Source organism: Nocardia sp. N2S4-5 (genome assembly GCF_044628355.1).
Classification (GTDB): domain Bacteria; phylum Actinomycetota; class Actinomycetes; order Mycobacteriales; family Mycobacteriaceae; genus Nocardia; species Nocardia wallacei_B.
In genome coordinates this window covers 5,011,409-5,024,533 of record NZ_JBIUPM010000001.1, presented here as the reverse complement: position 1 = coordinate 5,024,533, position 13,125 = coordinate 5,011,409, and the positions used below count along the sequence as shown (strand labels likewise).

Genomic DNA, 13,125 nt, shown 5'->3' with positions numbered 1-13,125 from the left:
ATGTGGTCACGAGAGGCTACGGTGTACGGGCATGGACCCCGTGCGGAATCCGTATGCCCCCGGCGCCGGTCAGCGACCGCCCGAACTCGCCGGACGCGCCAAGCAACTCGACACCTTCGACATCGTGCTCGAGCGCGTCTCGCGCGGACGTCCCGAGCGCAGCGTGATGCTCACCGGACTACGCGGCGTCGGAAAGACGGTCCTGCTCAACCAGCTTCGTTCCATCGCCCGCTCGCGCGGTTGGGGCACCGGCAAATTGGAGGCCCGGCCCGACCAGGAACTGCGCCGGCCGCTGGCCTCCGCGCTGCACATGGCGGTGCGGCAGGTCGCCGTGGCGCACCGCAATCCGGAGATGGTGGACGATTTCCTGGGCATCCTGAAGGCCTTCGCCCTGCGGGCCACGGCCGACAAGGGCATGCGTGAGCGGTGGCAACCCGGCATCGACGTCCCGGCCGTCACCGGGCGCGCGGATTCCGGCGATATCGAGATCGATCTGGTGGAGCTGCTGATGGAGGCCGGTCAGCTGGCGCAGGACAGCGGCGTCGGCATCGCGATCTTCATCGACGAGATGCAGGACCTGGGCCCGGCTGACATCTCCGCGATCTGCGGCGCGTGCCACGAGCTGAGCCAGGAGGCGGCGCCGCTGATCGTGGTGGGCGCGGGCCTGCCGCATCTGCCCGCGGTGCTCTCGGCGTCGAAGAGTTACTCCGAGCGACTGTTCGGCTACCACAAGATCGACCGGTTGGACCGTGAGGCCGCCGACCTGGCCCTGATCGCGCCCGCCGAACGGGAACAGGTGAAGTTCACCGAGTCGGCACTGGATGTGCTGTACCACAAGGCCGATGGCTACCCGTATTTCGTGCAGGCCTACGGCAAGGCGACCTGGGATGTGGCGGCGCAGAGCCCGATCGGCGCCGAGGACGTCGAATTGGCCGCGCCCGCCGCCGAAGAGGAATTGGCGGTCGGCTTCTTCGGCTCCCGGTACGAGCGGGCCACCCCCGCCGAGCGAGAGTACATGCGCGCCATGGCCGATCTGTCCGGCGACGACGGTCCGGTGGCAACGGCGGCGGTCGCCAAGGAGCTGGGTCGCAAGCCCGCCTCGCTGTCACCGGCCCGCGACGGGCTGATCAAGAAGGGATTGATCTACTCCGCCGAGCGCGGCACCATCGGCTTCACGGTTCCGCACTTCGGGCGCTACCTGCGCAGCGTCAGTACCTAGACCGGAATCACGGCAGGTGGACGCAGCGCCCGTCGAAGCCGCCGTCGGATTCCCGGAATACGGGCCAGCGCAATGCCTTCGAGCGCGTTTCCGGCCCGTAGATGCCGTCGACCGCCGCGCCGGATTCGGTCTGCCGATGCTGCACGGCATTGCGGGTCGCGTTGTCGTAGGCGCTGCTCACGGTCAGCGGGATGTGCTGGCACAGCGTGAGCGCCTGCTGCAGGGCGGCCACCGAGTCGCCCTGGTCGCCGACGCCGAGCAGGCACCTGCCGTCGTCGTGATCGGCTGCGCCGCTGGGCAATTGCGCGTACGCGCCGCCGCCGACCGGGACGCGGGCGCGCCAGAAGCAGTGCTTGCTCGTCACCGGTGCGGCACTGCTGTGCGGCGCGCCGGACGACCCGGCGGGCTTATCCGGTTGTGCGACAAGGGCTCCCACGACACCGGCGACGGCCGCCGCGGTGACCGCACCGGCGATCGCCGTCCAGCGCGACCATCGCCGGGCACGGCTCGGAGCCGCCGTGCCGCCCGGCGCCGCACCACCGCGCAGGACCGTGGTCACCGCCGCCGCGAATTCGGTGCAACTCTGGAATCGCGCATCGGGGTCGTCCGCCATGGCCCGCGCGATCACGGCGTCCAGTCCGGGCGGCACCTCGGCCTGGGCGCGGGTCGGGGCGTGCGTGGCGTCGTCGGGCCGGGTGGACCTGGCCTCCGGGCGCGGCGACCGCCCCGCCGGGTGCCCGCCGGTGAGCAGTGCGAGCAGGGTGGCGCCCAGGGAGTAGATGTCGGCGCGCCGATCCGCGGAGCGGCCCGCGAGCACCTCCGGGGCCGCGTACGCGGGAGTGCAGTCCAGCCAACCGGTTTCGGTCACGGTGGCGTCCGCGTCGACGGTGCGGGCCAGCCCGAAATCGACGACCAGGATCCGGTCGCCGTCGTCACCGTCGGCCACCAACAGGTTCGACGGCTTCACGTCGCGGTGCAGCAGGTTCTGATCGTGGGCGTGCTGCAGTCCGCGCGCGGCCGCGCAGACGATGCCCGCGGCGCGTTCGGGGGCCAGCCCGGCGGGCTCGCGGCGGATGAGCTCACCGGCGTCGGTACCGGGCACGTACTGCATCGCTATCCACAGCGCGTCGTCCTCGGCGCCGCGGTTGTACACCGACACCACGTTCGGGTGATCGAGCCGGCACGCCATCTCCGCCTCGCGGCGAAACAGGCTGCGGTAGCGGGGATTAGCGCCCAGTCGCTCGTCCAGCACCTTCAACGCCACCCGCCGCGGCAGTTCGGGATCGTCGGCGAGGTACACCGCGCCCATACCGCCCGCACCGAGGGTCCGCACGATCGTGTAGCCCGCGAATATCTGCCCTGGCCGCAACAACATCCCGCCCTCCGCTGGGAACCGGTCGTCTCACCCGAACACACTGCCAGCACTCCACACCCGGCCGTCCCCTGTCAAGCGGCGGCACGGCGGGTGATGCCGGTTGCCAGGGCTATCTACAGCTATCTAGCAAAGTGCACAGATTGGCATAGAAAGACATCTCCACGTTCTAGGACGGAAACGTTCCTAGTTGATTTCTACCGTTGTTGCCATGAACAGCACGGAGATTCAGCCCTTCCACATCGACATCCCGCAGTCGGACGTCGATGACCTGCGTCGGCGGCTGGCCGAGACCCGCTGGCCCGCAGAGCTTCCCGGCTCCGGCCGCAGTCGGGGCGTGCCTGTCGCCGAGGTCCGCGAGCTGGCCCGGCACTGGGGCACCGCGTTCGACTGGCGCGCACAGGAGCGGCGGCTCAACGAGTTTCCGCAATACCGCACCGAAATCGGCGGTACCGCAGTGCATTTCCTGCACGTGCGCGCCGCGGATCCGGAGGCGCTGCCCCTGGTGCTGAACCACGGGTGGCCGAATTCCATCGCGGAATTCACCGAGCTGATCGGGAGACTGACCGATCCCCACGGCGACGCCGCGGCGCAGGCCTTCCACGTGGTGGTGCCGTCGGTCCCGGGATTCGGCTTCTCCGACGCGCCACACGACACGGGCTGGACCGTCGAGCGCGTCGCCTCGATGTGGGCGCGGCTGATGGCCCGGCTCGGCTACGACCGCTACCTGGTGCAGGGCGGCGACCTCGGCAGCTATGTGGCCACGGCGCTGGCGGAGGCGGCGCCGGAACATGTCGCGGGGCTGTATATCACCGGCGGCCTGGGCTTTCCGACCGAGGCCGACGTGCCGGAGCTGACCGACGCGGAGCGCGCGGCGTACGACGCCATGATGTCGGCGGACTGGGTGAACGGCGTCGACCACCACGCGCTGCTGCGGTCGGCGCCGCAGACCTTCGACTTCGGCTGGAGCGATTCGCCGGCGGCGGCGCTGGCCTGGATGTGGCAGAAGTTCCACGATTTCAGCGCCGCCGGCGCGCTCGCCGACGCGATAGACCGCGACGCCATCCTGACGAATCTGAGCGTCTACTGGTTCACGCGCTCGTTCGGCACCTCGGCATGGCCGTATTACGAGAGCACCGGCTTCGCCTGGCCGCGGGGTTCGGCGGCGGCGCCGACCGGCGTGTACAGCGGCCCGCCCGGCATCCGGCGGCTCGCCGAACGCACCGCGAAGGTCGTGCACTGGCCGGAGGACAACCCGTCGGGCCATCACTTCATCACCATGGACCGACCCGACGCGTACGCCGCCGACCTGCGGAGATTCGTCGCGGCCAGCGGGTAACCGGCCGTCGCGAGGTAAATCTTCCTATATCTAGTCAGATCATTAGATATAGGAAGATTGCCCTACGGCGCCGCCCCCGCGCGGGTCGACGGCAGGAACGGAGTCAACAGGTTCTGCTCGGTGGACGGGCCGAACTGCCATTCGGCGATCCACGGGCCGGTGCCCTCGCTCGGGTCGGACACACCCTCCTCGAGCCATTGGTACCGGCCGTCGAGCACCCCGCGGGCCACCGCGGTGTCGGCCTCGTCGGTGTTGTCCCACAACTCGTCGAACAGGCGCTCGATGCGCAGGCGCGACTGCTTGCAGAAGGTGTCGGCCAGTTCCTCGGCCGCCGCGGCCTCGGCTCCGTCCGCCACGCGCAGCGCCCGCGCCCGGACGCAGGCCGCCGACATCGCGAACAGTTCGGCGCCGATGTCGACGATGCGCCCCAGGAAGCCTTGCCGGTACTCGAGTTTCGCCTGCCAGCGGCCCATGGCGTACATCAGCGACCGGGCCTGCTTGCGCGACATCCGCTCGACGAACCGGACATGCTTGGCCAGCGGCCCGAACTCGGCGTAGGTCGCCGGCACCGACCCCGCGCCGACGGCCAGCTGCGGGAACCACTTGGCGTAGAAGCCGCCCGCGCCGACCGCCGCCTTCGCCTTGGCCTTGAACTCCGCGTTGCGGTCGACCAGGGCGCCGGCGGCGGCCATGTGCGCGTCGGCCATCTCGCGGGCGATCAGCAGCCGCATGATCTCGCTGGACCCCTCGAAGATTCGGTTGATCCGCAGGTCGCGGACCAATTGCTCGGCGGCGACCGCCCGCTCGCCGCGCGCCCGCAGCGACGCCGCCGTCTCGTAACCGCGCCCGCCGCGGATCTGCACCAGCTCGTCGGCGATCCGGCAGCTCATCTCCGAGGCCCACAGCTTGGCCAGCGCGGCCTCGATGCGGATGTCGTTGCGGTCCTCGTCGCACATGGTGCCGGACAGGTCCAGCGCCGCCTCGAGCGCGAAGGTCGTCGCGGCGATGTAGGACAGCTTCGCGCCGACCGCGGCGTGCTCGCCGACCGGGCGGCCCCACTGCACCCGGGCGGCCGACCATTCCCGGGCGATCTTCAGCGACCACTTGGCCGCGGCCGTGCACAGCGCCGGAATCGCGAGGCGGCCCGCGTTGAGCGTGGTGAGCGCGATCTTGAGACCGTCACCCTCGCGACCGATCAAGTTGGCCTTGGGCACTCGCACGTCGTGCATGCGGGTGACACCGTTCTCGATGCCGCGCAGGCCCATGAACGCGTTGCGCCGTTCGACGGTGATGCCGGGGGAGTCGGCCTCGACCACGAACGCGGAGATGCCGCCGCGGCGTCCTTCACCGCGCGGCACCCGGGCCATCACGACGAGCAGTTCCGCGACCACGCCGTTGGTGGTCCACAGCTTGACGCCGTTGAGCAGGTAGGCCTCGCCGTCCTCGGTCGGCGTCGCGGTGGATGCCATGCGGGCCGGATCCGAACCCACATCGGGCTCGGTGAGCAGGAAGGCGCTCACCGCGCCGCGCGCGCAGCGCGGCAGGAATTCGCGCTTCTGCTCCGGCGTGCCCGCCAGCTTCAACGGCTCCGGCACGCCGATCGACTGATGCGCCGACAGCAGCACGCCCAGGCTCGGGTGCGCCGACCCGACGACCATCAGCGCCTTGTTGTACCCGACCTGCGACAGGCCCTGCCCGCCGTACTCCTCGGGAATCTTGAGCCCGAAACAGCCGAGTTCGGCCAGGCCGCGGACGTATTCGGCGGGGATCTTCGCCGTCTCCTCGATCACGTCGCCGTCGATCGTGTCGACGTAGGCGCGCAGCCGGTCCAGATAGGCCGCGGTCTTGGCGCTGTCCTGCGCCGACGGCTGCGGGTACGGGTGGATCAGGTCGAGCCGGAACCGGCCGAGGAACATCTCCTTCGCGAAAGACGGCTTCGCCCAGGTGGTTTCGCGGGATTCTTCGACGAGAGCGCGGGCCTGTTCTTCGGTGGCGTCTACTTTCGCGGTGGCCGTCATGCTGTCCTCCATCGGACGTGATCAGAATCACATTCGAGTGTAGGAGGGTTTGTTACCCGCCGGTAGAGGTGCGAACGGCACCGTTTCGGCATCGTGTACATAACGGCAGGTTCGCGCGGTTAACGCGCTGGAAATCCCTATCGACAACCGGGCAGGAACGGATTTCCCCGGGAGACATGATGTCCACGATCGCACTACGCGCCGCCAACTTCGACGGTCACCATGTCACCGTCTGCGCGGACGACGGCACACCGCTCGCCGCGCGCGTGTTCGGCTCCGATACCGCACCGCTGACCGTCGTCTTCGTGCACGGCCACTGCCTGCGCACCGAATCCTGGTCATTCCTGCGGGAGCAGTTGCGGCGGCAGTGGGGCGAGGGCACCCGCATGGTGTTCTACGACCACCGCGGGCACGGCGAGTCGGGCTCGGCCGATCCGGACACCTACACCATCGATCAGCTCGGCCACGACCTCGACGCCGTACTGCGCACCGTCGCCCCGTCCGGTCCCGTGGTGCTGGTCGGGCATTCGATGGGCGCGATGGTGGTGCTGGCCTACGCCCGGCTGTTCCCGGCGGCGGTGGGCTCCCGCATCGTCGGCATCGGACTGCTGGCCGCGGCGGCCGGCGGCCTGACCACCGTGGGCTTGGCGCGCTTCCTGAACCGGCACGCGGTCAGCTCGCTGCGGGCCGCCGTGCGCCGCGCGCCGCGGCTGATGCAGACGTCGAAGCGGTTGTCCCGCAGGATCTTCGAGCCGATGGTGCGCGAGGCCGGGTTCGGAACGCGCAAGGTGAACCCGCACATGGCCGCGATCGCGACCGCGATGCTCAACGACACGCCGCTGCTGACCATGACCAGCTTCCTCGACTCGCTGATCCGCTTCGACGAGAACGCGACCCTGCGGCTGCTGTCCGATCTGCCGACGCTGGTGCTGGCCGGGTCGGCCGACATCATGATCCCCTTCGCGCACTCGGTGGTGCTGGCCTCCCAGCTCAGCGGCGCCGAACTGGTCCGCCTGGACGGCGCCGGGCACAGCGTGATCCTCGAACGCGCCGAGGAGGTGGCGGCCGCGGTGGCGGCGCTGGTCGAACGGGCCGTCGGCGTCGACCGCGCGGCCTATGCCGCAGCGGGCTGAAACGAACAATTTTCGAATTGGCACGAGCGCTCTCGCCGAAGATCACGTACTGTGTTGTAGATCACGATGTGCGGTCTGTCACACGGGCTCGAGGAGGTTTCGATGACACGCAGCGAGATTGCTGAGCTGCACTTCGCCGTGGGCCAGCTCCGGCAATGCCTGGGCGCACTGCGATCCCACTACGGAGACGCCAACTCCGTGCGGCGACTGGAGAACGACCTCGAGCGCCTCACCATAGACGCGGACGAATTCGAGAAGTCGCCCCCGCCCGAGGTCGCCGAGAGACGCGAGCAAGAGGTCATCTACGTCCCGGACAGCAAGTCCGACGAGGCCGCCTGGATGGGCGCACAGGACGAGGGCCTGGGCTTCCACTCCCGCCCCCGCACCAAGTAGTCGTTCGGAAGCCGCTGTTTCAGGCGCGGTGACGGCCCGAGCGGCGGCTCCGCAGGCCGTGGAATCGCGCTCCCCTGGGGGTATTCGCCGCCGGTGCGGCCGCCGACGACTCGAACAGCATCGCGACCCCGCGGTCAGCCGCCGAGTCCGCGGCGACCAGAGCGTACGCGCCACCGCGCCGGGCCAGCTCGTGCAGCAGGGTGGCCGTCATCCGAGCGCCGGTCGCCGCGCCCGGATCGCCCAGAGCCAGCGCGCCGCCGTTGACGTTCACCGTGTCGAGGTCGTGCCGGCCGAAGTGCCGGGTCAGCGCGAGCACCTCGACCGCCGACCGCTCCGCCACCTCCAGCAGATCGATGTCGTCGAGCGAGAGGCCGTTGCGCGACAACAGCTTCGCGACCGCCGCGGCGACGGCGGGCGTGCTGCCGTCGGTGCCCGCCGCCACCCAGTCGGTCACGTAGGCGAGCGGCTCCAGCCCGAGATCGACCAGCCGGTCCTCGGCCACCAACAGGCAGGCCGCGGCGCCCGCGCCGGGCACGCTGACGGCGGCCGCGGTGAGCACGCCGCCGGGCAGCAGCGGGGCCAGGCTCGTCAGCGCGCGGGTCGACATGTCGGCGCGCGACTGCTCGTCGCGACCCACCAGATGCGGTACGGCGCCTTCGGATCGGTGCCGCAACTCGTCCGGCGCGGCGGCCACCACCGGAACGATCTCGGCGTCGAAGATCCCCTGCCGCCAGGCGCGGGCGGCGCGGCGACGGCTACCCAGCGCGAACTCGTCGGAGTCGGTGCGCTCGAGGTGATACCGCACGGCCAGGCGCTCGGCATGCGCCGGATCGGCGGCGGCGAGCGCGGTTTCGGCGGGAACGGTGTCGTGCACGCCCCCGGCGACCACCACGGCCGCGGTCTCGGCGTGCACCATCGTGGCGGCGACGATCAGGGCGGACAGGCCGTCGCCGGATCCCACCTCGAAACCGGCCAGGGCGGACGGCAATCCGGCCCCGAGCGCGGCGGGGCGGGCGACGCCGGGCGGACCCGCCAGCACCACCTCGTCGACGCGGGCGACGTCGAGTTCCGCGCGACCGACGGCACCGGCGATCGCGGCCGCGGCCAGTCGCCACGGCGGCACGGCCGCCAACGCGCCACCGGCGAACCCGCTCGGCGTGCGCACCGGCGACACGATCGCCGCTCTCCTCATCGACTCTCCTTCTCGCGCCGCGCTGCCGACAGCTAACTGCCACGCGGCGGTGATCGCATCCGCTGACCGGCGACGCCACCGCGCCGAGCGCCCGGCAACCACCGCCGAGACGCGGCCGGGCAGGGGCGGCCGGGCCCGCCGGACACGCAGCCCACCACAGCGTTGTTGCTGGTATGTGACGTCGGGACCAGCGCCGACGCGGTGTGAAACGACCCAATTCCGAACATGCGGTGAAAGGCCCTGTGGTCCAGGACAGTTCGTGAGGGTTGCTTACGGTTCACTGTCGAGACCGCCACGCCACATGATCAGAAAATGTGGCGCAAATCATAGCCGTCCAGGCGGGTCGATATTGCCGGGACCGGGCGCGGGTCATAGCAGGGGTGACGTATGGTGCTCACCATCACATTCGATGCCGGAGGTAACGATGACGTTCCACGGGGTAGATCAGCGAGGCATCCTGCAGTGACCGCAGCACCGACACGCGCACCCGAACCGGGCACGGGGGTCTTCAGCGCAACCCGCGCGGCCATTTCCGACCGGACGCTCCGCACCGACCGATGGTGGATCCCACCACTGATCACGGTAGTAGGGCTGGGCGCGTTCATCATCTACGCGACCGTGAGAGCCTTTGTGCGCTCGGCCTATTGGGTGGCCGACTACCACTATCTGACGCCGTTCTACTCACCCTGCGTGAGCACCTCGTGCGTCGAGGGCTCGGCACACTTCGGGCACTGGGTGGGCGCGCTGCCGGTATGGATCCCGCTCGGGTTCCTGGTGCTGCCGTTCCTGCTGCTGTTCCGCCTGACCTGCTACTACTACCGCAAGGCCTACTACCGGGCGGTGTGGTTCTCGCCGCCGGCCTGCGCGGTGGCCGAGCCGCACGCGAAATACACGGGGGAGACCCGGCTTCCGCTGATCATCCAGAACGCGCACCGCTACTTCTTCTATGTGGCGTGCATCGTCTCGGTGGTCAACACCTACGACGCGATCGTCGCCTTCCACGGCAAGTCCGGCGGCTTCGGGTTCGGGCTGGGCAATCTGGTGCTGCTGCTGAACGTGGTGCTGCTGTGGGCGTACACGCTCTCCTGCCACTCCTGCCGGCACATCGCGGGCGGGCGGCTCAAGCACTTCTCCGCGCATCCGGTCCGGTACTGGTTCTGGACGCAGGTGTCGAAGCTGAACACCCGCCACATGGCGCTGGCCTGGACGACGCTGGGCACGCTGGTGCTCACCGACTTCTACGTCATGCTCGTCGCCAGCGGCACCCTCACGGATCTGCGCTTCGTCGACTGATCCCCGACCTCCCACAACCTCAGCATCTCCCTCTGTCTCCCAGGAGTATTCGGTTCCATGCCTGAAGTCGAACGGCACAAGTACGACGTCGTCGTGATCGGTGCCGGCGGCGCCGGCCTGCGCGCGGTGATCGAGGCGCGTGAGCACGGTCTGTCGGTGGCGGTGGTGTGCAAGTCGCTGTTCGGCAAGGCACACACCGTGATGGCCGAGGGCGGCTGCGCGGCGTCCATGGGCAACGCCAACGAGAAGGACAACTGGCAGACGCACTTCAAGGACACGATGCGCGGCGGCAAGTTCCTCAACAACTGGCGCATGGCCGAACTGCACGCCCAGGAGGCTCCCGACCGGGTGTGGGAACTGGAAACCTATGGGGCGCTGTTCGATCGGACCGCGGACGGGCGAATCAGCCAGCGCAACTTCGGCGGCCACACCTATCCCCGGCTCGCGCACGTCGGCGACCGCACCGGCCTCGAGATCATCCGCACCATGCAGCAGAAGATCGTCTCGCTGCAGCAGGAGGATTTCAAGGCGACCGGCGACTACGAGTCGCGGATCAAGGTGTTCGCCGAGTGCACCATCACCGACCTGCTCAAGGACGGTGACCGGATCTCCGGCGCCTTCGGATACTGGCGGGAATCGGGCCGGTTCATCCTGTTCGAGACCCCCGCGGTGGTGCTGGCGACGGGCGGAATCGGCAAGTCCTACAAGGTGACCTCGAATTCCTGGGAGTACACCGGCGACGGCCACGCGCTGGCGCTGCGGGCCGGGGCGACGCTGATCAACATGGAGTTCCTGCAGTTCCATCCGACCGGCATGGTCTGGCCGCCGAGCGTGAAGGGCATCCTGGTCACCGAGGGCGTGCGCGGCGACGGCGGGGTGCTCAAGAACACCGAGGGCAAGCGCTTCATGTTCGACTACATCCCCGGAGTGTTCAAGGGGCAGTATGCCGAAACCGAAGAAGAAGCCGATCAATGGTTGCGCGACAACGATTCCGCGCGCCGCACCCCCGATCTGCTGCCCCGTGACGAAGTGGCCCGGGCCATCAACGAAGAGGTGAAGGCCGGGCGCGGTACCCCGCACGGCGGCGTCTATCTCGACATCGCCTCGCGACTGCCCGCCGCGGAGATCATGAAGCGGCTGCCGTCCATGCACCACCAGTTCAAGGAGCTGGCGGACGTGGACATCACGAAGGAACCGATGGAGGTCGGGCCGACCTGCCATTACGTGATGGGCGGGATCGAGGTCGACCCGGACACCGGCGCCGCGACCGTCCCGGGCCTGTTCGCCGCGGGCGAATGTTCCGGCGGCATGCACGGCTCCAACCGGCTCGGCGGCAACTCGCTGTCGGACCTGCTGGTCTTCGGCCGCCGGGCCGGGCTGGGCGCTGCCAGTTACGTCGAACAGCTCGGCGGCGAACGTCCGGCCGTCACCGACGGCGACCTGGCCGACGCCGCGAAAACCGCACTGGCGCCGTTCGATCCGCCGGGCACCGGCGCGGGCGAGAACCCGTACACCCTGCACACCGACATGCAGCAGGCGATGAACGACCTGGTCGGCATCATCCGCAAGGAGCACGAACTGCGGGAGGCGATCGAGAAGCTCGGCCAACTGCGCGAGCGCTTCGACAGCGTCACCGTGGAGGGCCACCGGCAGTTCAACCCGGGCTGGCATCTGGCCCTGGATCTGCGGAACATGTTGCTGGTCAGCGAATGTGTCGCGCAGGCGGCGCTGCTGCGCACCGAGAGCCGCGGCGGACACACCCGCGACGACCATCCGCAGATGGACCCGGCCTGGCGGCACCGGCTGCTGGTGTGCCGGGTGGACCCGGACGAGGCCGACCGGACCGTGCCCGCGGTGACGGTGACACCGGCGGACCAGGATCCGATGCGCGACGACCTGCTCGCCCTGTTCGACCTGAACGAACTCGAAAAGTATTACACCTCGGAGGAACTCGCCGCCCATCCCGCGGCCACCACCTCCGCGAAAGGGGATGCGTAGCAATGGGTTACGACGCCCGGTTCCGAGTATGGCGCGGCGACACCGAGGGTGGCGAGCTGCAGGACTTCACCGTCGAGGTGAACGAGGGCGAGGTCGTGCTCGACATCGTCCACCGCTTGCAGGCCACCCAGGCGCCCGATCTGGCGGTGCGGTGGAACTGCAAGGCGGGCAAGTGCGGTTCGTGTTCGGCGGAGGTCAACGGCCGTCCGCGGCTGCTGTGCATGACGCGGATGTCGACCTTCGACACCGACGAGGTGATCACGGTGACCCCGCTGCGCACCTTCCCCGTGATCCGCGATCTGGTGACGGATGTGTCGCTGAACTATCGGAAGGCGCGCGAGATCCCGTCCTTCACGCCGCCGGACGACCTGAAGCCGGGCGAGTACCGCATGCAGCAGCGCGACGTGGAGCGCTCGCAGGAGTTCCGCAAGTGCATCGAATGTTTCCTGTGTCAGAACACCTGTCACGTGGTGCGCGATCACGAGGAGAACAAGGAGGCCTTCGCCGGCCCTCGTTATCTGATGCGCATCGCGGAGCTGGAAATGCATCCGCTGGACGTGGCCGACCGCCGGGATATGGCGCAGGACGAATTCGGCCTCGGTTACTGCAATATCACCAAGTGCTGCACCGAGGTGTGCCCCGAGCACATCAAGATCACCGACAACGCGCTGATCCCGATGAAGGAACGCGTGGCGGATCGGAAATACGATCCGATCGTCTGGCTGGGTAACAAACTGTTCCGTCGTTAGGCCGCAAGGCCTTTCGGGGAACTAAACGCCCGGGCTCGATCGGGGGACCCGGGCGGCGGGAACGGCGGCGCGAGCGTCAGAGTTGGGTCACCACGCCGATGGCGACCACCGCGACCAGCAATCCGACCAATAACGCCGACAGCACGGCCCCGGTCAACATGTACACACCCACCGCGGATACCACGAACAGCATCCCTACGATCAGGCGTTCCACCCAATCGCCGGGGAGCGGTTTGCGGTACCGGGAAGAGGTGTTCCTGAGCCCACGGTCCACAAAATGTCGGATACCCGTTCATTGCGCGGGCAAACATTCATTCGTTGCACAACGGCCGCCGATTCGTGATCATCTTCGCGCTGCTCGCACGCGGTGGAATCGGCGCGGCCGGACAATGCGGAGCGGGCCGTCGCCGGCACTCGGC

The 13,125-nt window shown here is 69.0% G+C and carries 11 protein-coding genes; 7 read left to right on the top strand and 4 right to left on the bottom strand.

Features of this window, described 5'->3' with window-relative positions:
• Positions 1-31: 31 nt before the first annotated feature.
• Entirely contained in the window at positions 32-1,219 is a 1,188-nt protein-coding gene (locus tag ACFMRZ_RS22985; protein ID WP_280272268.1) for an AAA family ATPase, read from the top strand.
• A gap of 7 nt (positions 1,220-1,226) precedes the next feature.
• On the opposite strand, the gene ACFMRZ_RS22980 is transcribed toward ACFMRZ_RS22985, so the two are convergent.
• Positions 1,227-2,594, bottom strand: coding sequence for a protein kinase (locus tag ACFMRZ_RS22980; protein WP_400180696.1), 1,368 nt, complete (start codon positions 2,592-2,594; stop codon positions 1,227-1,229).
• A gap of 208 nt (positions 2,595-2,802) precedes the next feature.
• On the opposite strand from ACFMRZ_RS22980, the gene ACFMRZ_RS22975 reads away from it, so the two are divergent.
• Positions 2,803-3,930 (top strand): epoxide hydrolase family protein, encoded by a 1,128-nt coding sequence (locus ACFMRZ_RS22975; RefSeq protein ID WP_400180695.1) that lies wholly within the window; start codon positions 2,803-2,805, stop codon positions 3,928-3,930.
• A gap of 62 nt (positions 3,931-3,992) precedes the next feature.
• On the opposite strand, the gene ACFMRZ_RS22970 is transcribed toward ACFMRZ_RS22975, so the two are convergent.
• Positions 3,993-5,948 (bottom strand): acyl-CoA dehydrogenase family protein, encoded by a 1,956-nt coding sequence (locus ACFMRZ_RS22970; protein WP_400180694.1) that lies wholly within the window; start codon positions 5,946-5,948, stop codon positions 3,993-3,995.
• 176 nt (positions 5,949-6,124) lie between these two features.
• On the opposite strand from ACFMRZ_RS22970, the gene ACFMRZ_RS22965 reads away from it, so the two are divergent.
• Both ACFMRZ_RS22965 and ACFMRZ_RS22960 read left to right on the top strand, forming a co-directional pair.
• Positions 6,125-7,081: an alpha/beta fold hydrolase gene (locus ACFMRZ_RS22965; RefSeq protein WP_400180693.1), complete on the top strand. Its 957-nt coding sequence runs from the start codon at positions 6,125-6,127 to the stop codon at positions 7,079-7,081.
• 102 nt (positions 7,082-7,183) lie between these two features.
• Entirely contained in the window at positions 7,184-7,474 is a 291-nt protein-coding gene (locus ACFMRZ_RS22960) for a hypothetical protein (RefSeq protein ID WP_280272273.1), read from the top strand.
• 19 nt (positions 7,475-7,493) lie between these two features.
• Here ACFMRZ_RS22960 and ACFMRZ_RS22955 read toward each other — a convergent pair whose 3' ends face one another.
• Entirely contained in the window at positions 7,494-8,666 is a 1,173-nt protein-coding gene (locus ACFMRZ_RS22955; RefSeq protein WP_400180692.1) for an acetyl-CoA acetyltransferase, read from the bottom strand.
• A gap of 462 nt (positions 8,667-9,128) precedes the next feature.
• Between ACFMRZ_RS22955 and ACFMRZ_RS22950 the strand changes: the two genes are divergently transcribed.
• From ACFMRZ_RS22950 to ACFMRZ_RS22940, 3 genes are read left to right on the top strand one after another with little or no spacing between them, the layout of a single operon-like run.
• The gene (locus ACFMRZ_RS22950; protein WP_280366529.1) at positions 9,129-9,959 is read left to right on the top strand and encodes a hypothetical protein; all 831 of its coding nucleotides are present in this window, start codon (positions 9,129-9,131) and stop codon (positions 9,957-9,959) included.
• A 57-nt stretch (positions 9,960-10,016) separates the two neighbouring features.
• Complete coding sequence (locus ACFMRZ_RS22945; protein WP_400180691.1) at positions 10,017-11,957, top strand: fumarate reductase/succinate dehydrogenase flavoprotein subunit; 1,941 nt, start codon at positions 10,017-10,019, stop codon at positions 11,955-11,957.
• 2 nt (positions 11,958-11,959) lie between these two features.
• The gene (locus ACFMRZ_RS22940) at positions 11,960-12,706 is read left to right on the top strand and encodes a succinate dehydrogenase/fumarate reductase iron-sulfur subunit (protein ID WP_280272277.1); all 747 of its coding nucleotides are present in this window, start codon (positions 11,960-11,962) and stop codon (positions 12,704-12,706) included.
• 76 nt (positions 12,707-12,782) lie between these two features.
• Here ACFMRZ_RS22940 and ACFMRZ_RS22935 read toward each other — a convergent pair whose 3' ends face one another.
• The gene (locus tag ACFMRZ_RS22935; RefSeq protein ID WP_280272278.1) at positions 12,783-12,920 is read right to left on the bottom strand and encodes a hypothetical protein; all 138 of its coding nucleotides are present in this window, start codon (positions 12,918-12,920) and stop codon (positions 12,783-12,785) included.
• Between the last annotated feature and the right edge of the window lie 205 nt (positions 12,921-13,125).

Coding starts and splice junctions, on each gene's coding strand:
- ACFMRZ_RS22985 (WP_280272268.1), top strand. CDS start 32: ATGGACCCCGTGCGGAATCCGTATGCCCCCGGCGCCGGTCAGCGACCG.
- ACFMRZ_RS22940 (WP_280272277.1), top strand. CDS start 11,960: ATGGGTTACGACGCCCGGTTCCGAGTATGGCGCGGCGACACCGAGGGT.
- ACFMRZ_RS22960 (WP_280272273.1), top strand. CDS start 7,184: ATGACACGCAGCGAGATTGCTGAGCTGCACTTCGCCGTGGGCCAGCTC.
- ACFMRZ_RS22965 (WP_400180693.1), top strand. CDS start 6,125: ATGATGTCCACGATCGCACTACGCGCCGCCAACTTCGACGGTCACCAT.
- ACFMRZ_RS22975 (WP_400180695.1), top strand. CDS start 2,803: ATGAACAGCACGGAGATTCAGCCCTTCCACATCGACATCCCGCAGTCG.
- ACFMRZ_RS22980 (WP_400180696.1), bottom strand. CDS start 2,594: ATGTTGTTGCGGCCAGGGCAGATATTCGCGGGCTACACGATCGTGCGG.
- ACFMRZ_RS22945 (WP_400180691.1), top strand. CDS start 10,017: ATGCCTGAAGTCGAACGGCACAAGTACGACGTCGTCGTGATCGGTGCC.
- ACFMRZ_RS22970 (WP_400180694.1), bottom strand. CDS start 5,948: ATGACGGCCACCGCGAAAGTAGACGCCACCGAAGAACAGGCCCGCGCT.
- ACFMRZ_RS22955 (WP_400180692.1), bottom strand. CDS start 8,666: ATGAGGAGAGCGGCGATCGTGTCGCCGGTGCGCACGCCGAGCGGGTTC.